Origin of the sequence: Actinomadura sp. K4S16 (genome assembly GCF_008327685.1) — a bacterium.
GTDB lineage: Bacteria > Actinomycetota > Actinomycetes > Streptosporangiales > Streptosporangiaceae > Spirillospora.
In genome coordinates, this window is record NZ_BDDE01000025.1 from 152,989 (window position 1) to 174,774 (window position 21,786).

Genomic DNA, 21,786 nt, shown 5'->3' on the forward strand with positions numbered 1-21,786 from the left:
CGAAGATCCTTTCCGTGGAGGCGCGATGCACCCCCGCACATCCTTTCCCTCCGGGCGCCTGCTGCAGGGCGCCGCGGCGGTCGCGGCGACCGTGGCACTGACGGCCGGCAGCGCCTGGGCGTGCCCGCCCGAGCCGGAGAACTCCCAGACCGAGCAGGCCGCCGCGGCCGGCGGTCAGGCCGCCGAGGGCACCGGCGGCCACGCCGGGCACTACCACCGGGCGGCCCCCGCGAGCACGAAGTCCGAGGCGGTGAAGGGCGTGCGGCGCGTCGGCGGCGTGCCCGACGCCAAGGGCGCCATCTCCCTGATGTTCATGGACTACGGCCGCGGCCCGCACAAGCGGACGATCATGTACGCTACCGGCCAGTTCGGGCTGAAGGCCTACGACATCAGCGCCGACCCCCGCGTCCCCAAGCTGGTCGGGCAGCTGAACATGCCCGGCATGTGGGAGACCGAGGACACCGACTTCGACCCCAAGCGCAAGATCATCTACCTCTCCCGGGACCCGCGCGCGTTCGGCGGCAACACCGCCACCGGCGAGTCGGGCATCTACGTCGTGGACGCCTCCAAGCCGGAGAGCCTGCGCCAGATCACCTACGTGAAGGTGCCCGCGGGCCACACCACGACCTGCGTGAACGACTGCAAGTACCTGTGGACGGGCGGCCCCGCGAAGGCCAGCTGGATGCCCGCGGACTGGGGCGGGCGCCCCGTCTGGGTGACCGACGTGCGCAACCCGGCCAGGCCGAAGGTCCACAAGGACCCGATCGACACCGGCCGCAACGACGGCAAGACCGACTACACCCACGACATCCAGGTCGACTCCGACGGGGTCGCCTGGGCGTCCGGACGCGGCGGCGTGCGCGGCTACTACACGACCGGCCGCCACTACGATCCGCTGCGGAAGAAGTGGCGCACGGCCACCGCGGTCGACCCCGTCCCGTACGCGGGCGGCGGCCTGGACGAGGCCACCACCAACTCCACCTTCATGCACAACAGCTACCGGGCGGTCGGGCGGACCCGGGACCAGGCCGCCGACCCGCGCCGGTGGGGTAACGGCAAGCTGCTGTACGTCACCGAGGAGACGTTCAACGACGGCTGCGCCAACGACGGCCTGCTCGTCATCGCGTCGCTGAAGGGCTCCTACGGCGGCGAGGGCTGGCGGTCCACGCCGGAGAACAAGTTCCGCCTGCACACCGTCGCGACCTGGGGCGTGGCCGGCAAGGAGGGCAGCGACCCCGAGAGCACGGACTGCTCGGCGCACTACTTCGACGTGCGGGACGGCGTGATCGCCCAGTCGTTCTACTCGCAGGGCACCCGGTTCCTGGACGTCACGGACCCGACGAACCCCAGGCAGGTCGCCTACTACCGCCCGGCGGACGCCGCGTCCTGGCAGCCGTACTGGCACGGCAAGTACGTCTACGTCGCCGACAACACCCGCGGCGTCGACGTGCTGGAGCCCACCTTCCGCTGACCGTCCCACCGGGGCCTCACGCCCCGCGCGAAGACCCGTCCCCATCCCCCCGGGGGCGGGTCTTCGCCCTGCTCGGGTCGGTCGCGCGCGTCTCGATCTCGCCGGCGCCGCGCTCGGCGGCCGCGACCGCGGACCCGGCCGCCCGGCGCAGCTGCTGCCCCGCCTGCTGGACGACCTGGACCGGCCGCGCGGGCAGGTGCCGCGAGGCGCCGCGGTGCCGCCGCCAGTGCTCGCGGGCGCGGGCCCGGTGCTCGACCCGCAGGTTCTCGATGAGGCGGTCGATGTCCATGGAGACCTCCCCGTACAGCGGCCACAGGTCGCCCGCCGCGGCCCGCTCGTGCAGCCGCCGGGCGAGCCGGGCGCGGCGCTCGCGGGCCACGTCCACCCGCACCTCCAGCTCGTGCTCGGCGAGGAAGGGCCGGGCGTCGCGGGTGAGGTCGGAGCGGGCCAGCCGGCCGTAGGAGGCGATGCTGGCGGCGATCCCGGCCAGCGCGTCGCCGAGCTCGCGGCGCACCTCGGGGTCGGTCAGCAGCCGCCCCCGCTCGCCGAGCCGCTCGTCGTCGGCGAGGGACCGGGTCAGCCCGCGCAGCGACAGCGTGAAGTGCTCCATGGTCTCCATGGCGTTGCGCAGCGCGACACCGGCGTCGATGAGCCGCCGCGCCTGGGTCCGCGGGTTGAGCCGGACGCTCTCCTCGGCGGCGCCGAGGTCCCGGTCGGCGCGGCCGATCTCGCGCGCGAGGCGTTCGGCGTCCGCCTGCCAGCGGGCCGCCTCGTCCGGGGCGCGCTCGCCGCGCAGCCCGTCCGCGATGCCCTCGATCAGCTCCCGCAGCTTCTCGGCGACGTCCTGGACGGCCTCCTCCGCGGGCCGCACCCGCACCGTCGGCACGAGCAGCGTCGCCGCCAGCCCGGTGGCGGCGCCGATCAGCGTCTCCAGCACGCGGTCGGCGGCGCCCGCCTCGCTCGCCGATCCGAGCGCGAAGATCAGCATCGCGGAGATCGGCGCCTCCAGCACGTGCTCGCCGAGCCGCAGCACGTGCCCGATGACCAGGGCCGCGAGGATCGTCAGGCCGAGCGTCCACCAGGAGAACCCGATCGTGCTCGCGGCCATCACCGCGACCAGCACCCCCGAGGTGACGGCGGCGACCCGCAGGATGCTCGCCTTGATCGTCTGGTAGACGGAGAACTGCACGACGAGCAGCGCGGTCAGCGGTGCCAGCAGCGGCTGCGGCCCGCCGGCCGGGAGCACCTCCAGGGCCAGCACGAACGCCAGCGTGGCGGTGACCGTCAGGCGGGCGATGCGGAAGACCGTGGAGCGGATCTCCGTCGCCACGCGCAGCGGCGAGCGGTCGCGGCGGTCACCCTGGCCGGAACGCCGGCGGAAGAACACGAGCGACATGCGCTCTGTCATGCCCGCAGGCGGGTAAAGGTCACAGATAGGGACAAAGATCACAAAATCGCTGAAGCCGCAGGTCAACGGGGAGGGGGCGTCACTCCCGCCGACGCGCGCGGAACGCGGCGACGTTCGTGCGGTTGGCGCAGGACTCCGAGCAGAACCGGCGCCGGCCCGCCCGGGACGTGTCGGCGTACACGCGGTCGCAGCCGTCCGCCGCGCAGACGCCCGTCCGGCCGAGCCCGTGCTCGACGATCAGCTCGGCGAGGTTCATCAGCGTGGTCGCGCGGAACCGCTCCACCAGCCGGGACGAGGGCGGCGCGTAGTGCATGTGCAGGCCGTGCGGCTCGTGGTCGGAGAGGTGCGGGTGCATGGGGATCTCCAGCATGAGCCCGTTCAGCAGCGCCATCGCCTCCTCCAGGCTCCGCGCCTCGAAGAAGGGGCGCAGGACCCGGCCCCAGCGCCGGAAGTCGCCGGCGTCGGCGTCCTCGAACTCCTGCCAGAAGAACTCGTTCTCCCGCAGGATGCGGCGCAGCGCGCCGGGCGAGTCGTCCCCGCCGGCGCTCGTCACGGCGTTGACCAGCGCGGCGGCGGCGGCCACCCCGTGACTCTTGTATCCAGTGATGCGCATTACCCGGGCCTCCGGTCCCGCAGCCGATCAGTAAATGTTATCTTGTTTATAACCCTTACAGACGTCCCTGGGGATGCGCGGTGGAATGCCCACGCTGTGGCTGGCCTGAGTCCGATGTGTACGAGGTGCTGTCGCGGCACCTGACCTCCGAGGGAGTGGTGACCTACACCCGCTGCGCGTGCGGACGGCCGCAGATGCGCGTGCAGCGGTTCGAGGCGGGCCCGGTCGCGGCGGCCGGCCGCGACGGCGGGGCCGCGCCGAAGCACCCCTAGCCGCGCCCCTGGCGGCGCACTCGGCGGCACCGCTAGTGCCGCCAGCGGGTGGCGGCGGCCACCTGCTGCGGGGTCGCCCCGTCCAGCAGCGCGATCTCCCCGCGCCGCACCGCCGCCACCGTGTCGGTGACGGCCTCGCCGAGCGCCTCGCGCAGGACGGCGTCGGCCTCGAACGCCGCGACCGACTCGGCCAGCGACGACGGCAGCGGGGCGATGCCCCGCGCTGCGCGCTCCTCCTCCGCCAGCCCCGCCGGATCGACGTCGACCGGCTCCGGCAGCCGGAGGTCGGCGCCGAGCCCGTCCCGGCCGGCCGCGAGCAGCGCCGCCAGCAGCAGGTACGGGTTGGCGGCGCCGTCCAGGCACTTGACCTCCAGGTTCGCGGCGGTCGCGCGCTCGCCGTCCGCGCCCGTCACGAACCGCAGCGCGGCCTCCCGGTTCTCCAGCCCCCAGCACGCGTACGCGCCCGACCAGTGCGAGGGGATCAGCCGCAGGTAGCTCGCCACCGACGGCGCGCCGACCGCGAGCAGCGCGGGCAGCCGCCGCAGGATGCCCGCCGCGAAGGCCTCCCCGGCCGCCGTCATCCCGAACGGGCCGGGGCCGCCCGCCATCGCGTTCACCGCGCCGTTCGCCGCCGCGTTCGCCGTGCCGTCCCGCCACAGGCTGAGGTGGACGTGCGCGCCGTTGCCGACCGAGTCGGCCTCGACCTTGGGGGAGAACGAGGCGGCCATCCCGTGCCGCATCGTCACCGCGCGGATCGTCTCCCGGACGAGCACGGCGGTGTCGGCCGCGCCGACCGGGTCCTCGGCGGCGACCGACACCTCGTACTGCCCGGGCGCGTACTCCGGGTGCAGTTGGACGACCGTCACGCCCGTCGTCCTCAGCGCCTCCAGCAGGTCCCGCAGGTAGCCGGCCAGTTCGGTCACCCGCGTCATCCCGTACGCGGGGCCTTCGCACGCGGGGGAGAACTCGTCGCCGCCACCGTCCGAGACCGCCCACTCGATCTCGAACGCCGCCTTCACCGCCCAGCCGCGCTCGGCGAGCCGGCCCGCCTCGCGGCGCAGCAGGGCCCGCGTGTCCAGCGGATGGATCGAGCCGTCCTGGGCGTACCGGAGGGCGGGCGCGTGCGCCCAGCCCGGCAGCGCGGCCAGCGGGACGAGCCGGTCCAGGTCGGGGTGCAGCCGCAGGTCCCCGCTCGGGCCGCCGATGTGCCGCCCGGACACGATCGAGTCGTCCAGCAGGAACACGTCGAACACCGGGGACATCCCGACGCCCCATGCCGCCGCGTGCTCCAGCCGCTCCACCGGGACGGTCTTGGTGCGCGTGATGCCGCTGACGTCCACCCATGTCAGCGCCACGGCGACGATGCCCTCGCCGGCCAGCCTGCGCCCCGCCTCGGCGGCGCGGGCGCCGAGCCGGGCGCGCTCGTGCCCGTCCAGTGCCTGCGCTCCGGCGCCGCGCCCCCGGGGGGCGGGAAGAGAGGTCGGTTCCACGGTGCTGGCTCCCGGTCGGGTGGCGGCGGAGGTGAACACGCTCCGTAAGGGCATCGTAGGGAGAACGCGTGCGCGTTTCAGCGGGCTTCTAGTGAGGAACCCGGGTTCTTCAGGGCCGGAGGAATCGCTTCTGCCTTACGTGGTGCGTCAGAGCCGCCAGGGTCCAACCCCCGAACATTCCGGAGAGTGTAATGCTATGGTCACGGATTGTGAAGCTGGTGGTGCAGGTGAGGCTGCTGCCGACGCCCGAGCAGGCGGCGGCCCTGACCGACACCCTCCACCAGGTCAACACCGCCGCCGATCACGTCTCGGCTGTCGCTTTCGCCCGGTTCGGGCTCCGTGCCCGGGAGTTGCCCTTGCGGAGGCTGTGTTACGGCGACCTCAAGGCCGGCGGGCTGGGCGCCCAGGCCGCCCAGCACGTGATCAAACGGGTTGTGGACGCCTACACTGCCCTGCGGGCCGGTATCCGCGGCGGCGGCCTCGGCGGCCCGGGCTCCAAGCGGCGCCGCAAAGCCGAGGCCAAACCGATCGCCTTCCGCCCCGAGGCCGCGCACACCTACGACGACCGGTGCCTGTCCTGGCAGCTGGACGCGGGCACGGTCAGCATCTGGACCGTGAGAGGCCGGGCCAAGCATCTGCGGTTCGCCTGCTCACCCGAGCAGGCCAAGACACTGGCCGCGCACCGGCGCGGTGAATCCGACCTCGTCCACCGGGGCGGGAAGTGGTTGCTGATCGCCACCTGCGACATCCCCGAACCGCAGGTGTACGAACCCGCCGACTGGGTGGGCGTGGACCGCGGCATCGTCAACCTGGCCACCACCAGCGACGGCGACAACCATCAAGGGCGGCGCCTGGACCGCTACCGCCGCTGGCAGGCTCGCAAACGCGCCGAACTCCAGGCCAAACGCACCCGGGCGGCGGCCCGGCTGCTGAAGAAGCGGGCCCGGCGGGAGGCCCGGCACGCCCGCCACGTCAACCACACGATTTCCAAGCAGGTCGTCGCCGTCGCGGCACGCACCGGACGCGGCATCGCACTCGAAGAGCTGGGTGGGATCCGCGGACGGGTCACGGTTCCTCGCGACCAGCGGGCACGCCTGTCGTCCTGGCCGTTCCGCCAGCTCGGCGCCTTCATCGAGTACAAGGCCCGCCGCGCCGGTGTGGCCTTCATCGAGGTGGATGCGGCCTACACCTCGCAGCGCTGCCCGCGCTGCGGCCACACCGCCAGGAACAACCGTCCCACGCGGGACCACTTCCACTGTCGCCGGTGCGGTCTCGCTGGGCCCGCCGACGTCGTCGCCGGGGTCAACGTGCGCGACCGCGCACGCTCGGCGTGGGTATTTGTCAACATGCCCCAACCAGCCCCGGCATAGCCCGGGCGCTGGTGGATGCGACCCGTGACCGCCCCGCCGTAACGGGCAGTCGGGAGCGCGAACAACGCCCCAAGGACCGAGCTCGCAAGCTCGGCGCTTCCAGGGCCGAGTAGTTGACGGAGGAGAGCGGGAACCGTGCTGGAGTATCTGGAGTCGCTGCGGCTGGTCGACCACCACTGCCATGGCGTCCTCGACAGGGACCTGGGCCGGACGGCCTTCGAGGAGATGCTGACCGAGGCGGAGACCGCCGGGCCGCCCGGCGTGAGCATGTTCGACACCCAGGTCGGGTTCGCGCTGCGGCGCTGGTGCCCGCCCGTCCTCGGCCTCGACGCGCACGCCGGGCCTGACGAGTACCTGTCGCGCCGGGACGAGCTGGGCGCCGCCGAGGTGAACCGCAGGTTCCTGGACGCCGCCGGGCTGGACGCGCTCTGCGTCGACACCGGCTACCTGCCGGAGGCGATGCTCGACCCGCCCGCCCTCGGCCGCCTGGCGGGGGCGGAGGCGCACGAGATCGTGCGGCTGGAGTCGGTCGCGGAGCAGGTGGCGGCGGACGGGGTCGAGGCGGCCCGGTTCGCCGACGAGGTGCGCTCCCGGTTCCACGCCAGGGACGCGGTGGGGGCCAAGTCGATCGCCGCCTACCGGGCCGGGCTGGAGCTCTCGGGTGAGCGGCCGTCGGAGGCCGAGGTCGTCTTCGCCGCCGACCGGCTGATGCTCGCCGCGGAGCGCGCCGGGACCCCGCCGCGCGTGTGCGACGAGGTGCTGCACCGCTTCCTCGTGTGGTGCGCGGTGGACGCCGGGCTGCCCGTCCAGTTCCACGTCGGCTACGGGGACGCGGACGCCGACCTGCGCCGCGGCGACCCGCTGCTGCTCATCGAGCTGCTGCGCGCCATGGACCCCGTCCCCGCGATGCTGCTGCACAACTACCCGTTCCACCGGAACGCCGGGTACCTGGCGCAGGTGCTGCCGAACGTGTACGTCGACGCGGGCCTGGCGACGCACAACCTCGGGCACCGCTCGCCCGCGCTCATCGCCGAGCTGCTGGAGCTGGCGCCGTTCGGGAAGGTGCTGTACTCCTCGGACGCGTTCGGCCTGGCCGAGCTCTACCACCTCGGGGCGCTGCTGTTCCGGCGCGCGCTCGCCGGGTTCCTGGCCGGGGGAGTGGACGACGGAGCCTGGACGCCCGGGGACGCCGAGCGCGTCGCGGGGCTGGTCGCCTCCGGCAACGCCCGCCGGGTCTACGGTCTGGAGTGAACCGATCATCCGGGCGGAACCGGCGATCGGGAGGATTCGGCATTTGGGGGGACAGGTATGGCCGCACGTGAACGCCTGCTCGTCGTCGGGGGCGACGCCGCGGGGATGAGCGCCGCGTCCCAGGCCCGCAGGCTGCGCGCCCCGGACGACCTGGAGATCGTCGCCGTCGAGCGGGGGCACCACGCGTCCTACGCGGCGTGCGGCATCCCGTACTACGTCGGCGGTGTGGTCGAGGAGCTCGACTCGCTCATCGCCCGGACGCCCGCCGAGTTCCAGGAGCGCGGCATCGACCTGCGGCTCCGCACCGAGGCCGTGGAGATCGATCCCGGCGGCGGCCGAGTGCGGGTCCGCTCCCTGGACGGCGGCGGCGAGAGCTGGGAGCCCTACGACCACCTCGTGATCGCCACCGGTGCCGTCCCCACCCGGCCGCGGCTGCCCGGCGCGGACGCCGAGGGCGTCCACGGCGTGCAGATCCTCGACGACGGCGTGGCGATCCGCCGCGCCGTCGAGGACGGGAGCCCGCGCCGCGCCGTCGTCGTGGGCGGCGGCTACATCGGCCTGGAGATGGCCGAGGCGCTGGTGATGCGCGGCCTGGAGGTGTCCCTCGTGGACTTCGCCGACCAGCCGATGCGCACCCTCGACCCCGACATGGGCGCGCTCGTCGCGGACGCGATGCGCGGCATCGGCGTCAAGCTGTACCTGGGCGAGCCGGTCGAGGGCTTCGACACCTCGCCGGACGGGCGCGTCACGGCGGTCCGCACGGAGAGCCGCACCTTGCCGGCGGACCTCGTCGTCCTCGGGCTCGGCGTGCGGCCGGCCTCCGGACTGGCCCGCGAAGCGGGGATCGAGACCGGCCCGACCGGCGGCATCGTCACCGACCGGCGGATGCGCACCCGCACCGATCGGGTGTGGGCCGCGGGGGACTGCGTCGAGACCCGCCACCTGATCTCGGGCGCGCCGGTCGCGATCGCGCTCGGCACGCACGCGAACAAGCAGGGCCGCGTCGCCGGGATCGGCATCGGCGGCGGCTACGCCACCTTCCCCGGCGTCATCGGCACCGCCGTCTCCAAGATCTGCCACGTGGAGGTGGCGCGGACCGGCCTGAACGAGGCCGAGGCGGCCGCGGCCGGGTTCGAGACGCTGAGCGTGGCCGTCGGGTCCACGACCCGGGTCGGCTACATCCCGGGCGGCGCCGCGATGACGACCAAGCTGATCGCCGAACGCAGGTCCGGGCGGCTGCTCGGCGCGCAGATCGTCGGCGAGGAGAACGCGGCCAAGCGCATCGACGGCCTGGCGATCGCGCTGTGGAACGGGATGACGGTCGAGGAGATGACGGGCCTCGACCTCGGCTACGCGCCGCCGTTCGCGCCCGTCTGGGACCCCGTGCTGATCGCCGCCCGCAAGGCCGCCGACGCCGTCGAGCGGGACATGCGCTCCGGTTCTTGATCCGCCTTGTCGGTGATCTCCCTTACGGTGTGGCGTCATGGCGACTGCGGGGCCGGCGGCGGCCGACGAGACCACCTGGGTGATGCCGGAGGAGTGGCGGCGGGTCGCGCATCCCCGCCGGGACCGGCCCGGGCCGTGGCCGCGGGTGCGGATCGACGCACGAGCGGTCGGGGAGGCGCGGGCGCTGCTGGAAGGCCGCCGGGCCGAGATCGGGAAAGTCCTCGCGCTGCCCGGCTCGGTGCCCGACCTGGCCGAGCACGGCCGCGCCTACCTCAAGGGCGAGGCCGACCCGCTGGGCGCGGCCGTGGTCGCGACCGTCGCGGTGCCCAGGGGCGGCCTGCGCGAACTCGGCGGCAGGGAGCCGTTCCGGGACGCGTGGGCCGCCGAGCACGGCCTGCCGTTCGCCGCGTGCGCCTACGCCGAGATGTGCGACGTCACGTCCGACTACCTGCAGAGGCCTCTCCAGCCGACCTGGACCGGAGTGCGCCGGACCGGGCCGTCGGAGATCCGCGGCGGCTGGTGGGCGGGCGAGCGCGCGGCGCGGCGCCTGCGCGCCCTGCTGGCCGCCGCCGGCGACGACGTGTACGCCGAGGCCGTCGAGAAACTGGCGGGCCACCGCCGGACGCCGCTCCAGCGGCTGACCGTGTCCTACCTGGCACCGACACGGCAGGACTGGGTCGACGAGGTCCGCGCCGACCCGGCGACCCTCGCCCTGCCGCCCTACACGGCGAACCGGTGGATGCTCTTCTGCTCGCTCGGCGGGCCGGAGCAGGTCGACCCGGACGTCTTGCCGCTCGGCCACTTCGCCCGGACGACGAGCGTCATCGCGACCCTCGTGGACGGCGTCGGGCCGGCGGGAGCGCTGCCGCTGGTGCTCGAGGCCCTGGCAGGCCCCGAGCTGCTGGACGTGCTGGCCCGGCTGCCCCTGGACGAGGCGTTCCAGGTGCTCGTGGAGCAGGCCCGCTACTTTTACGGCCCGCCCGCGCTGATCAGCGCGTCGCGGATGTTCCCGCGGCGGGCGCTGCGCCTCCTCCCGCCGGCCGCGCGGCGCCCGGAGGTGGAGGAAGTGCTGCGGGCGCACCTGCTCACGCACCCCGAGCTGGCGGAGGAGATGCTGCCGGGACTCCCGGAGGAGTCGCGCGCGACGGTCGAGGCGCTCCGCGGGAGCGCCGTGCGCGTGCCGGAGGCCCCGGCCGACGCCCTGCCGCAACTGCTCGTGGACCCGCCCTGGACCCGGCCTCGGACGAAGGCCAGGCCGGTCGTCATCAAGGACCTGGAGCCGCCGGGCACACGCTCCGTCGTCTGGGAACCCGGCGAGCGGCACGCCTGGACGGCGGGCGTCGCCCGGCCCCGATGGGCCGAACGCGTGGACTGGCGCCTCCAGGTCGCGGAGTTCAAGAAGGGCACCCTTCGCTACTCCCTGCGGATGATGCTGTTGGCCGAGGCGCCTGAGGAGCTCGTCCGTCCCCTCCTGGCGAACCTGGATTCGTCCAACTGGTACGCGGACGAGTGGTTGCGGGCCGTCATAGCCCGCTTCGAGCTCGACGCGCTGGAGCTCGCCGTCACCGCGGCGCGGAGCGACCCCGCGAAGGCGGGCCCCGCACTCCTGCCGTTCCTGAGCGACGAGGTCGCGCTGCTGATGGCCGACTGGCTCCTCCGGCTCAAGCAGGCGGGCCGGACCGCACGGGTCTGGTTCCGGCGGCACGGCCTGGCCGCCGTCCCGGCCCTGGTGCCGCCCGCGCTGGGCAAGGCGGGCGCGCCGCGCCGCGCCGCCGAGGCCGCGCTGCGCTTCGTCGCCGAGCGGGAAGGCGCGGAGGCGGTCGTCGCGGCGGCCCGCGTCCACGGCGACCGGGCGGCGGGCGCGGTCGAGGCACTCGTCACGGCGGACCCGTTGGGCGTCCTGCCCGCGAAGACGCCGTCCATCGGAGACTGGGCCGACATGCGGATGCTCCCGCAGATCCTGCTGCGCGGCCGGGAACGTGCGCTGCCGGACGCCGCCGCGCGGCACGTGGTGACGATGCTCGCGATGTCCAGGCCCGGTGACGTCTACGCCGGGGTGGACGCCGTCCGCGACCTGTGCGACGAGGACTCGCTCGCGGAGTTCGGCTGGAGCCTGTTCCGGCGGTGGGAGACGGTGGGCGCGCCGTCCAAGGAGGGGTGGGCGCTGACGCAGCTCGGCCTGACGGGGAACGACGAGACCGTCCGCCGCCTGACCCCGCTCATCCGGGAGTGGCCCGGCGTCGGCGGGCACGCCAAGGCGGTCACCGGCCTGGACGTCCTCGCCGGCATCGGCACCGACGTGGCGCTCATGCACCTGCACGCCATCGCCCAGAAGGTGAAGTTCAAGGCGCTCAGGACCAGGGCGCAGGAGAAGATCGAGGAGGTCGCCGCCGAGCTGGAGCTGACGGCGGAGCAGCTCGCCGACCGGCTCGTGCCCGACTTCGGCCTGGACGCGGACGGGACCCTGACGCTCGACTACGGTCCGCGCCGCTTCGTCGTCGGCTTCGACGAGCAGCTCAAGCCGTATGTGGCGGACGAGGGCGGCGCCCGCCGCAAGGCGCTGCCGAAACCCGGCGCCAAGGACGATTCCGAACTCGCCCCCGCGGCCTGCAAGGCGTTCTCGACGCTGAAGAAGGACGTGCGGGCCGCCGCCTCCACCCAGCTCCGCCGCCTGGAGGCGGCCATGGTCGCGCAGCGCCGCTGGCCGGTGCGGGGGTTCCGGGAGCTGCTGGCCGGGCACCCGCTCGTCCGGCACATCGTCCGGCGCCTGGTGTGGCTCGCGTGCGGGGGCGAGGGGGAGGGGGCGAGGACGACCGCGTTCCGCGTCGCCGAGGACGGCACGTTCGCCGACGTCGAGGACGACGCCGTCGCCCTCCCGGAGTCGGCGGAGGTCCGGGTCGCGCACCCCCTCGACCTCGGCGGCTCCCTCGCCGCCTGGTCGGAGGTGTTCGCCGACTACGAGATCGTCCAGCCGTTCCCGCAGCTCGGACGGCCCGTCCATACCCTCGCCGACGGCGAGGGGTCGGGCGGAAGGCTCGATCGCTTCGAGGGCCTGACCGTTCCGGTCGGCAAGGTGCTCGGCTTGACCTCGCGCGGCTGGGACCGTGGCGACCCGCAGGACGGGGGCATCGAACCCTGGATCTCCCGGCGCCTCCCCGAAGGCCGGTACCTCGTCGTCGACCTCGATCCCGGCATCACCGTCCGCGCGGTGGGCTCGCTACCGGACCAGACGCTGCGGGGCGTCGCCCTGGTGAGCCGCCGCGAACATGTGGGGTACGGCCACGGCCCCACGGCGTCCTTCGCCGACCTCGACCCGATCACCGCGTCCGAGATCCTCGCCGACCTGGCGACGCTGACCTGAGAAAGAGAACCCCCATGGATCTGCCGAAGCCGCTGCTGGACCCGCCGTGGGCGCGCAAACCGGCCTCCCCGCCCTCCGGCGACGAGCCGGTCATCGTCCCCGGCCTGGCGGCGCCGGACGGCCGCCAGGTGGTCTGGGCGCCCGGCGAGCGCGAGGAATGGGCCGCGGTCCGCCCCTTTGGGGCATGGCAGGACGGCGAGTGGGAGCAGGCCGCTGAGGAGTTCCGCGACGGGCGGATGGGCTACGAGCCCACCCGGGCGGGTTTCCTCGCGCAGGCGCCCGAGCATCTCGCCCGGCCGCTGCTGGACAAGTGGGAGCCCCACGTGACGTGGGACTTCGACCATTCCCTCAAACCGATCGTGGCGCGGTTCGAGACCGCGGCCTGGGACGTGGCGGTCCGGCTGGCGAAGCAGAACCCCTTCGGGACGGGCCCGGTCGTGCTGCCGTTCCTGTCCGCCGACGTGGCCCGGCTGGTCGCCGACTGGCTCTACCGGCTGAAGTCGGCGCAGGAGCTCGCGCACGCGTGGTTCGAGCGGCACGGCCTGGCCGCCGTCCCGTACCTGGTGCCGGACGCGCTGGGCAAGCGCGTCGGGCCGCGCCGGGGCGCGGTGAAGGCCCTGCGGACCATCGAGGGGGACGTCGTGGCGGCGGCCCGCGTCCACGGGGACGAGGCGGCCGAGGCGGTCGCGCGGCTCCTCGCCGCCGCGCCGCCCGTCGCAGCGCCCGTCGAACCTCCGGTGAGGGCTCCGTCCCTCCCGAGGTGGCTCGACGCCGACGCGCTTCCGCGCCCGGTCCTGCGGGACGGCGGAGAGTTGCCGCGCGACGCCGCCCGCACCCTGCTGCTCGCCCTGACGGTGAGCCCGGGCGGACGCCTCGACGCGACCGGCGTGGTGGACGCCGCCGCCGAGGTCTGCGAGCCGGAGTCGCTGACCGCGTTCGCGTGGGCGCTGTTCGAGGCGTGGCAGGCGGCGCGCATGCCGAACCGCAGCGGGTTCGTGCTGGCGGCCCTCGGGCGCTTCGGCGACGACGGGACCGTCCGCCGGCTCACGCCGATGGTCAAGGAGTGGCCGGGGCGGAGCGGCGGCTACAGCAGCGCCGTCCAGGGCCTCGACGCGCTGGCGGCCATCGGTACCGACGTCGCCCTGACGCACCTCAGCGGCATCGCGCAGAAGTCGCGGTACAAGGGGCTGCGCGGCGAGGCGCAGCGGAGGCTGGCCCAGATCGCGGAGCGGCGCGGCCTGACCGCGGAGCAGCTCGCCGACCGGCTCGTGCCCGACTTCGGCCTGGACGCGGACGGGACCCTGACGCTCGACTACGGTCCGCGCCGCTTCGTCGTCGGGTTCGACGAGCAGCTCAAGCCGCAGGTGTCGGACGAGAGCGGGGTGCGCCGCAAGGCGCTGCCGAAACCCGGCGCGAAGGACGACCCCGAGCCGGCCGCGGCCGCCTACCGGCGCTTCGCGGAGCTGAGGAAGGACGCCCGCGCGGTCGCGTCCACGGAGGTGGCCCGGCTGGAGGCCGCCATGGTCGCGGGCCGCGAATGGTCGCACGCCGAGTTCGGCGAGTTCGCCGTCGCGCACCCGCTGATGCGGCACCTCGCCCGGCGGCTGGTCTGGCTGAGCGGCGGCCTGGCGTTCCGGATCGCCGAGGACGGCACGTTCGCCGACCTGAACGACGAGCCCGTCGAGCCCGACCCTGCGGCGGGCGTCCGCATCGCCCATCCGGTGCTGCTGGGCGAGTCCCTGGCCGCGTGGTCGCAGGTGTTCGCCGACTACGAGATCCTCCAGCCGTTCCCGCAGCTCGGACGGCCCGTCCACGCGCTCGCCGACGGCGAGGGGGACGGCGGCAGGCTCGAACGCTTCGAGGGTGCGGCCGTCCCGACCGGCAGGTTCCTCGGCCTCACCCGGACGGCGTGGAAGCGCGGCGCCCCGCAGGACAACGGCATCGAGCACTGGATCTCCTGCACGCTCGCGCCGGGCGTCACCGTCGTGGTCGACCTGGACCCCGGGATCGCGGTGGGCCTCGTCGACCTGAACCCCGTCCAGACGATCGAGCGGGTCTGGATCGGCCGGGCGCCCGGCGACCCGTCCAGCATGATCGCGAACGGGCTCGCCGGTGTGGACCCGGTCCTGGTCTCCGAGCTCCTCGCCGACCTGACGGCCCTCACCGCGTCTTAGGCGAAACGGCTGCTGGGCACCGGGCCGGGGGAGTGCACCATGTACCTCGGCCCGGCGAGCCAGTGGCCGGCGACCGCCCGGACGAAGCCCGCCAGGCGCTCGTCGGGGTCCGGCGGCGCGTCGCCGTCGCCGGCCTCCGGCGCGGGGTCGGCGGCGACGATCTCGGCGGCCAGCTCCTCCTCGGGGCGCTCGTCCTCCGGGGCCCGCTCCGGCTCGCCGCCCGGCGAGAACCGCAGCTGCTCGCCCCACGGCGACACCACGACCTGGTGCAGGAACCCGGCGACGTCGGCGCTCACCGCGGGCGGGTCGGTCCAGCAGGACGCGTGCTCGAACAGCACCTGCCCTTCGGCCCGCTCGTGCAGGCCGCCGGGGTCCGTCTCGTTCAGGTCGTAGGCGACCACGAGCGCGCCGGGGCGGTCCGGGGCGAACGGCTCGGCGGGCAGCCCGAACAGCCGCGCCGCCGCCAGGCCCAGGATGCGGCTCGACCGGCCGGGCAGCAGGCCGACCGACGTGGGGCGCCGCCCCGCCGCGTCCAGGACGAGCCGCAGCCGGTCGAGGGTCCGCCTGCACGTGGCGAAGCTGTCGGAGGTGTAGGCGAAACGGCCCGTCATGCCGTCCTCGAACCCGTACGGGGAGATCGTGGCGAGGACGGAGCCGCCGAGCGCGAAGTGCCAGCCGCGCAGGTCCCGGGAGTCGAGCGGGCTCACGGCCCGGGCCGCCGCCGCCCGGGAGAGCATCCGCGCGAGCCGGTCGTTGGCCAGGCCCCACTGCTCGTCCGGCGCGGGCAGCCGTGCCGCCTCGCGGGCGGCCCGGTCGAGGTCCCCGGAGAACAGCGCGTTGTAGGCCAGCAGGTACCGGGAGGGCCACGGGTCCAGCGCGTCCACGTGCGGTTCCAGGGCGGCGACGGCCTCGGCGTTCCGGTTCTCGCGTTCCAGCGCCGACACGAGTTCCGCCAGCAGGGCGGGCTCGCCCGGCATCATCTCCAGCGCGCGCCGCAGCGCCGGGACGGCCAGGAAGGCGACGCCGCGCTCGATGCAGGCGTAGCCGAAGTCGTAGAGCTGCTGCGGCTCCTGCCGGGCGGCCAGCGCCGCGGCGGCCTCGCGCATGTCGTCGAAGCCGGACACCGCCGCCGCGCCCTCCATGAGCCGCGCGACCTCGGCGGGCTCCATGGCGTCGGCGTTGAACCGCAGATGCCGGATCAGGCCGGAGATGTCGCCGCTTTCCAGGAGTTCCCGCGCTTCGCTCATGGGCCGCCACGCTAGCGGCGGGCGCCCGCGCCGATCATCCGGTTTTCCCTACTCGGTCGCCGCCAGCGCCCGCAGGACGTCCGCGACCAGGTCGCGGGTGTCCTCGATGCCGGCGGACAGGCGCACGAAGCCGGGCGGCACGGCGTCGCCGCCCCACCGGCCGCGCCGCTCCGCGGAGCTCTGCACGCTGCCGAAACTGGTGGCCTGCATGACGAGCCGCAGGGAGCCGAGGAACCGCTCGGCGGACGCCTCGTCCCTCAGCGCGAACGACACGACGCAGCCGAACCGCCGCATCTGCCGGGCCGCGACCTCGTGCGCCGGGTCGTCCGGCAGCCCCGGATACCTGAGCCCGGACACCAGCGGGTGCCCCCGCAGCGCCTCGGCCACGGCCAGCGCGTTGGCCGTCTGCCGGTCCAGCCGCAACTGGAGCGTGGCGAGCGACCGGTGCGCCAGCCACGCCTCCATCGGCCCGGGAATGGCGCCGACGGTCTTGCGCCAGAACCGGACCGCGTCCGCCAGCTCCGGGTCGCGGGTCGCGACATGCCCGAGCAGCAGGTCGCCGTGCCCGCTCATCGACTTGGTGTCGCTGGCGACGGAGAAGTCGGCCCCGAGGTCCAGGGGCCGCTGCCCGAGCGGAGTGGCGAGGGTGTTGTCCACGGCCACGAGCGCGCCCGCCCGGTGCGCTGCGTCGACGATCCGCCTGACGTCGCACACGTCCAGGCTCGGATTGGTCGGGGTCTCCAGCCAGACCAGCCGCGCCCCCTCCAGCAGCCCGAGCTGTACGTCGCCCGCCGTCGGCGCCATCCGGACCACGGCCCCGTAGGACTCCAGCCGCTCCTTCAGGGCCCGGGCCGTGTAGTAGCAGTCGTCGGGCATGACCACGACGTCGCCAGAGCCGGTCTGCGACAGCAGCACACTTGCGACCGCCGCCATCCCCGACGAGAACGAGACGACCTCCGCGCCGCCCTCCAGCTCGCCGACCGCCCGTTCGAGCCGCGTCCACGTCGGGTTGGAGTCGCGCCCGTAGGTGTAGGGGCCGACCGCCTCCCCGGCCAGGTGGTAGTGCGCCGCGAACACGGGCCCGGGCAGCGCGGGGGCGAAGTTCTCCGCCTCCGGCCGCCCGGCGCCCACGGCCAGCGTCCCGTCCCCGATCTCCACGCGCGCTCCTTTCCCGCAGGTCCGGCCCCCATCGTCCCACCCACGGGTCCGCGAGCGTGTTTCATGCGGGGACGATCCCCTCACACCCCCCGGTTCGCTTCGCTCAGGAGTTGCGCAGGGAGTCGGCGATACCGCGTGCCCTTTCCGACTCCTCGATGCGGCCCAGCCGCTCCAGGGCGTAGGACTTGTTGTAGTGGTCGTTCCAGGAGTCGGGGCCGTTGTCGATGGCGTAGTCGATGACGGGCAGGGCCTCCGCGTAGCGGCCGAGCTTGACGAGCGCCGCGCCCTTGACGCTGTGGGCCGAGGCGAGGTCGTAGCGTCCCGCGCCGACGGCGCTCCCGGAGGTGAGGAGGGCGATGGCGCGGTCCACCGCGGCCAGCGCCTCCGCGTCCCGGCCGCCGTCCATGAGGATGATCGCCCGGTTGATCTGCGGCGCGGCGTAGCCGGGCCGCAGGGCGATCGCCTGGTCGTAGGCGGCGATCGCCTCGGCGGGACGCTCCATCCGCAGGAACGTCCCGGCCCGCTCGACGTGCGCGAGCGCGTCGGACGGATTGAGTTGGAGCGCCTGGTCGAAGGCGGCCAGGGCCTCGGCGTGCCGCCCCGTCCCGCTGAGGGCGATGCCGCGCACCCGGTGCGCCTCGGCGTACTCGGGGCGGAGCCGGACGGCCTCGTCCAGCTCGGGCAGGGCGTCCTGGAACCGGCCGGACTCCATGAGGCGCACGGCCTGGGCGTGGTGCTGGGCCGCGGCCGGCCGGGGGCGGCCGCTCATCTGCTCCAGCCTCGCGCCGGAGACGAGCTTGCCTCCGCAGGACGTGCAGCGCGGAGCGCGGAAGCGGGAGCCGGGCTCGTGGCACCGGTCGCAGAAGTTGCTGCCGCAGAAGTCGCAGATCATGAACTCGATCGCGAACCCGTCAGGGTCCTGCCGCGCCACCGGGTTGCCGCCCGGCACCTTCGACACCGAGATGAGCCGCGTGCACGCCCAACCCGAACAGCTGAGAAGCATGGTCGCTCCCGTTCCCTTAGTGTGCGTAATCCCAGTCGAGTTCCCAGACGCGCATACCGTGGTCCCGGGTTCGCGTGATCGCGATCCGGGTGTCGGCGCTGAGGCCGACCCACTCGATCGCGGTGGTGTCCGCGCCGAACGCGTGCAGGCAGCGGCCGGCGGGCAGGTCCCATACCCGCACCGTCCCGTCCGCTTCGCCGGACACCGCGAACCTGCCGTCGGTGGCGGGGGCGAGGCAGACGGTCGAATCCGACAGGCGGTGCAGGAGGCGCCCGGCGCGCACGTCGAAGACCCGCAGGGCGCGCCCGGGGCCGACGGCGGCGGCGATCCCGCCGTCCGCGCTCACCTCGATCGCCGCGAGCTGCTCGGACGGGCCCCGGACGTAGCCGGTGGCCTCGCCGGTCGTGCCGTCCGCCGTCCACAGCGTCCCGACCGTGTGCCCGCAGGACACGACGGTGCGGCCGTCGCCGCTCATGGCGGCGGGCGTCTGGCCGGGCAGGATGTGGCGGCGCTCCCCGTCCAGCTCCCACAGCGTCACGATCCGCTGGAAGTCGCCCACGAGCAGGGTCCGGCCGCCCTGCCCGAACCCGACCTTGAACACGATCCCGTCGTGGCCCTTGAGGACGTGCCTGCGCCTGCCCTTGGCCAGGTCCCAGACGCGGACGGTGCCGCTCTCGTCGCCGGACGCGGCGAGCCGCCCGTCCGGGCTCACCGCCAGCGCCCTGACCTCGGCGCGGTGTCCGCCGAACACGTGGACGCAGGAGCCGGACGCCACGTCCCACACCCGGACCTTCCCGTCGCTTGCGCCCGTCAGCAGCCGGGTCCCGTCGGGAGTGAAGGCCGCCGCGCCGACCGACGTCCCGCCGACGTGGAGGGTGCGGAGGTGCTCGCCGGTCTCGACGTCCACCAGCCACACTTCGGACCAGCCGCCGAACCGCACGGCGAGGACGCCGCCGCGGCTCAGTGCGGTCCCGCCGTCCGCGCGGCCCCCGGTGTCCGGGAGGGCACGCACCTCCCAGGCGCCCAGGACCGCCGTGGGGCGTCCGTGCCGTCCGGCGGCCCGCCACAGGTCGAGCAGCTCGCGGTTGCGCTCGTGGCCGGGGACGCTCCGCGCGGCGCGGATCTCCGCCGCGGCCCGCGCCCAGTCGCCGCGCTCGGCGTGCCCGCGGGCGCGGGCGGCGGCGAGGGCGGCGGTGTCCGCCTCGCGCGCGAGCTCCGCCGCCCCGCGCGGCCGGGCGTGGCTCCACGGCGCGCGCGGCCCGGCGGGCCCGAGCCGCCAGGCGTGGACGGTCCGTCCCGCCGCGGTGAGCCCCACGCGCCCGTCGGCGCTCAGCACGGGCGCGGTCAGGGAGCCGCCGTCGCCGGGCAGGGTGCGCAGGCAGCGGCCCTCGTCCAGGTCCCACAGCTGGAGGCCGCCGGTCAGCGCCCGCGACCCGTCGCCGCTGACCCCGAACCGCGCGCCCCGGCCGACGGGGAAGCGGACCGTCCGCAGCGGCAGGCCCGCGAGAGGGTCCACCAGCCGCTGCTCGGTGTCCGACACGGCCAGCGCCACGCGCCCGCCGGGGCCGAGCGCGACGGTCGCCCCCGGCAGCGGCATCGTGCGCACCAGGCCGCCGGTTCCGGTCTCCCAGACGCGGAGCCGCATCGTCGTCGGCTCCCACTTCACGATGTGCGCGCCGTCGCCCGTCACCGCGACGGCGGTCCCGTGGCCGCGGCCGAGGTCCTGCTCGTTCTGGAGCGCGTGCACGCACCGTCCGCCGAGCGTGGCCCACACGCGGACGGTCCCGCCCTCGGTGGCCGACACCAGCAGCGAGCCGTCCTCGGAGAAACCGAGTGAGGCGACCCTGCTGGGATGGTCCTCGAACCGGTGCAGGACGCGCCCCGCGCGGACGTCCCACAGAAGGAGGGCGCCGTCCGCGCCGGCCGAGGCCATGAACCGGCCGCAGGGGCTCAGCGCGACGGCGCCCACCCCGCCGGCGAGCCCGCCCGGATGCGCCGGCAGCGTGTGGAGGCAGCGCCCGGAGGCGAGGTCCCAGAGCCGGACGGTGCCGCCTTCGGAGCCCGGCGGGGGACTGGACGAGTCGTCCCGCCCGCCGCTCACCGCCATGGCCGCGCCCGGGCCGAGCGCGAGCGCGTTGACGCCGTTGGCGTGCCCTTCCAGGACGACCGGCGGCCCTGGTGCGCGCAGGCGCCGGGCGCGTTCCAGCGCGGCGGCGGGCTCGGGGGCGTGCGGCGCCCGCCGGACCGCCGCCTCAAGGAACGCCGTCGCCTCGGCCGGGTCGCCGCGCTCCAGGTGGACGAGGCCGAGCAGGTGGTCGCCGACCCAGTCGCCGTCGTGCGTCGCGCGGACCGCCTCCAGCTCGGCGAGCAGCTCGGCGTCGGTCAGCCGCCCCGCGCGCCAGCGGTGCAGGCCCCGGTCGAACACCGCGTGCGGGTTGTGCGGATCGGTCTCCAGGGCCCGCTCCCACAGCGCCTCCGCCTCGGCGGGGTGCCCGAGGTCGAGCATGGACAGCGCCTGGTTCGACAGGCCGTCGGCGAGCAGCGTGGCGGGACGGGGCCGGGCCCGCGGGTACGGGACGCCGGCGACCTGCGCGTAGACGGCGGCGAGCGCGTCCGCCAGCTCGTCCATCCGGTCCGGCCGCGCGGCCGGGTCGGGCCGGAAGCACGCGCCCAGCAGGGCGGTCAGATCCGGCGGCAGGCCGGTCGCCCGCGCCGCGAACTCCTCGAACGCCCGCCCGCCCAGCGCGCCGAACCGGACCGGCGGGCCCCCGGTGAACATCGACAGGACGCTGAGCGCCCACGACCACACGTCGGTCGCGCGGGTGAGCGGCGTCCGGCGGCCCTCCGCCGCGAGCGCCTGCTCGGGCGAGCAGTACGCCGGGGTCAGCCCGGCGAAGCTGACCAGCGGGTCGGCGTCGGGGCGCCGCACGCCGTCCTCGCCCGCCCGGACGCGGGCCTTCGCCAGGCCGAAGTCGGTCACCTTGGCGGTCCCGTCCCGCGTGAGCATCACGTTGCCGGGCTTGACGTCCTGGTGGACGAGGCCGCTGCGGTGCGCGTGGTCCAGCCCCCAGGCGAACTGGATCGCGACGTCGATGATCCGGGCCGTCGCGCGCCGCGGGTCGGGGTCGCGGAGCCGGCCGTCCCGGACCGCGTCCGCGAGGCTGCCCCCGTCCACCCACTCGGCGAACACCCCGAGCAGCGGGTCGAGCCGGCGTACGTAGGCGCAGCTCACCGTGTGCGGGTGCAGGCCGAGCCCGACCCAGGTCCCCGCCTCGTCCTCGAACGCGCGCAGGTCGTCCGGCGATCCCACCAGCTCCGGACGGGGCACCTTCATCGCCAGCTCGGCGTCCCAGCCGCGGTGCCGCACCCGGTAGACCAGGCCCATCCCGCCGCTCGCCACCACGTCGAGGACCTCGTAGAGGTCGAGCACGACGTCGCCGCGCCGCCACGTCCGCGCGCCCCCAGAGTCGATCATTTCCCGGATCCTACGGATTTGTCGGCGCGCCCCTCTACGGTTGGGCG

At 74.9% G+C, this 21,786-nt stretch carries 14 protein-coding genes; 7 read left to right on the forward strand and 7 right to left on the reverse strand.

Annotation, left to right across the window (positions count from 1 at the left end; translation table 11 throughout):
* Positions 1-25: 25 nt before the first annotated feature.
* Positions 26-1,471 (forward strand): LVIVD repeat-containing protein, encoded by a 1,446-nt coding sequence (locus tag K4S16_RS37575; RefSeq protein ID WP_149263845.1) that lies wholly within the window; start codon positions 26-28, stop codon positions 1,469-1,471.
* 16 nt (positions 1,472-1,487) lie between these two features.
* On the opposite strand, the gene K4S16_RS37580 is transcribed toward K4S16_RS37575, so the two are convergent.
* Complete coding sequence (locus K4S16_RS37580) at positions 1,488-2,879, reverse strand: aromatic acid exporter family protein (RefSeq protein WP_235037332.1); 1,392 nt, start codon at positions 2,877-2,879, stop codon at positions 1,488-1,490.
* A gap of 79 nt (positions 2,880-2,958) precedes the next feature.
* On the reverse strand, positions 2,959-3,492 hold the full coding sequence (locus tag K4S16_RS37585) for a CGNR zinc finger domain-containing protein (protein ID WP_149263846.1): 534 nt from the start codon (positions 3,490-3,492) through the stop codon (positions 2,959-2,961).
* Positions 3,493-3,608: 116 nt separating this feature from the next.
* On the opposite strand from K4S16_RS37585, the gene K4S16_RS44695 reads away from it, so the two are divergent.
* Positions 3,609-3,764, forward strand: coding sequence for a hypothetical protein (locus K4S16_RS44695; RefSeq protein WP_160161160.1), 156 nt, complete (start codon positions 3,609-3,611; stop codon positions 3,762-3,764).
* Positions 3,765-3,796: 32 nt separating this feature from the next.
* On the opposite strand, the gene K4S16_RS37590 is transcribed toward K4S16_RS44695, so the two are convergent.
* Positions 3,797-5,254 (reverse strand): glutamine synthetase family protein, encoded by a 1,458-nt coding sequence (locus K4S16_RS37590; RefSeq protein ID WP_200842338.1) that lies wholly within the window; start codon positions 5,252-5,254, stop codon positions 3,797-3,799.
* Between the two features lie 209 nt (positions 5,255-5,463).
* On the opposite strand from K4S16_RS37590, the gene K4S16_RS37595 reads away from it, so the two are divergent.
* The 5 genes from K4S16_RS37595 (at position 5,464) to K4S16_RS37615 (ending at position 14,856) form a co-directional block, all read left to right on the forward strand.
* Entirely contained in the window at positions 5,464-6,624 is a 1,161-nt protein-coding gene (locus K4S16_RS37595; RefSeq protein ID WP_235037333.1) for a transposase, read from the forward strand.
* A gap of 135 nt (positions 6,625-6,759) precedes the next feature.
* The gene (locus K4S16_RS37600; protein WP_235037334.1) at positions 6,760-7,875 is read left to right on the forward strand and encodes an amidohydrolase family protein; all 1,116 of its coding nucleotides are present in this window, start codon (positions 6,760-6,762) and stop codon (positions 7,873-7,875) included.
* A gap of 57 nt (positions 7,876-7,932) precedes the next feature.
* On the forward strand, positions 7,933-9,321 hold the full coding sequence (locus K4S16_RS37605; RefSeq protein ID WP_149263848.1) for an FAD-dependent oxidoreductase: 1,389 nt from the start codon (positions 7,933-7,935) through the stop codon (positions 9,319-9,321).
* 37 nt (positions 9,322-9,358) lie between these two features.
* The gene (locus tag K4S16_RS37610) at positions 9,359-12,682 is read left to right on the forward strand and encodes a DUF4132 domain-containing protein (protein ID WP_149263849.1); all 3,324 of its coding nucleotides are present in this window, start codon (positions 9,359-9,361) and stop codon (positions 12,680-12,682) included.
* Between the two features lie 14 nt (positions 12,683-12,696).
* Positions 12,697-14,856, forward strand: coding sequence for a DUF4132 domain-containing protein (locus tag K4S16_RS37615; protein ID WP_149263850.1), 2,160 nt, complete (start codon positions 12,697-12,699; stop codon positions 14,854-14,856).
* Here K4S16_RS37615 and K4S16_RS37620 read toward each other — a convergent pair.
* The 4 genes from K4S16_RS37620 to K4S16_RS37635 form a co-directional block, all read right to left on the reverse strand.
* A complete protein-coding gene (locus tag K4S16_RS37620) occupies positions 14,853-16,103 on the reverse strand; it encodes a hypothetical protein (protein WP_149263851.1) in 1,251 nt (416 codons plus the stop codon). The genes K4S16_RS37615 and K4S16_RS37620 overlap by 4 nt on opposite strands.
* Positions 16,104-16,151: 48 nt before the next feature.
* On the reverse strand, positions 16,152-17,261 hold the full coding sequence (locus K4S16_RS37625) for a cystathionine gamma-lyase (RefSeq protein WP_200842340.1): 1,110 nt from the start codon (positions 17,259-17,261) through the stop codon (positions 16,152-16,154).
* A 103-nt stretch (positions 17,262-17,364) separates the two neighbouring features.
* Positions 17,365-18,264: a tetratricopeptide repeat protein gene (locus K4S16_RS37630; protein WP_149263852.1), complete on the reverse strand. Its 900-nt coding sequence runs from the start codon at positions 18,262-18,264 to the stop codon at positions 17,365-17,367.
* A gap of 16 nt (positions 18,265-18,280) precedes the next feature.
* Positions 18,281-21,739, reverse strand: coding sequence for a protein kinase (locus K4S16_RS37635; protein WP_160161161.1), 3,459 nt, complete (start codon positions 21,737-21,739; stop codon positions 18,281-18,283).
* Positions 21,740-21,786 lie beyond the last annotated feature (47 nt).

Bases quoted from the DNA above. Each gene is read 5' to 3' on its own strand.
- K4S16_RS37605 (WP_149263848.1), top strand. From the start codon at position 7,933: ATGGCCGCACGTGAACGCCTGCTCGTCGTCGGGGGCGACGCCGCGGGG.
- K4S16_RS37575 (WP_149263845.1), top strand. From the start codon at position 26: ATGCACCCCCGCACATCCTTTCCCTCCGGGCGCCTGCTGCAGGGCGCC.
- K4S16_RS37635 (WP_160161161.1), bottom strand. From the start codon at position 21,739: ATGATCGACTCTGGGGGCGCGCGGACGTGGCGGCGCGGCGACGTCGTG.
- K4S16_RS37610 (WP_149263849.1), top strand. From the start codon at position 9,359: ATGGCGACTGCGGGGCCGGCGGCGGCCGACGAGACCACCTGGGTGATG.
- K4S16_RS37615 (WP_149263850.1), top strand. From the start codon at position 12,697: ATGGATCTGCCGAAGCCGCTGCTGGACCCGCCGTGGGCGCGCAAACCG.
- K4S16_RS37630 (WP_149263852.1), bottom strand. From the start codon at position 18,264: ATGCTTCTCAGCTGTTCGGGTTGGGCGTGCACGCGGCTCATCTCGGTG.
- K4S16_RS37585 (WP_149263846.1), bottom strand. From the start codon at position 3,492: ATGCGCATCACTGGATACAAGAGTCACGGGGTGGCCGCCGCCGCCGCG.
- K4S16_RS37620 (WP_149263851.1), bottom strand. From the start codon at position 16,103: ATGAGCGAAGCGCGGGAACTCCTGGAAAGCGGCGACATCTCCGGCCTG.
- K4S16_RS37580 (WP_235037332.1), bottom strand. From the start codon at position 2,879: ATGACAGAGCGCATGTCGCTCGTGTTCTTCCGCCGGCGTTCCGGCCAG.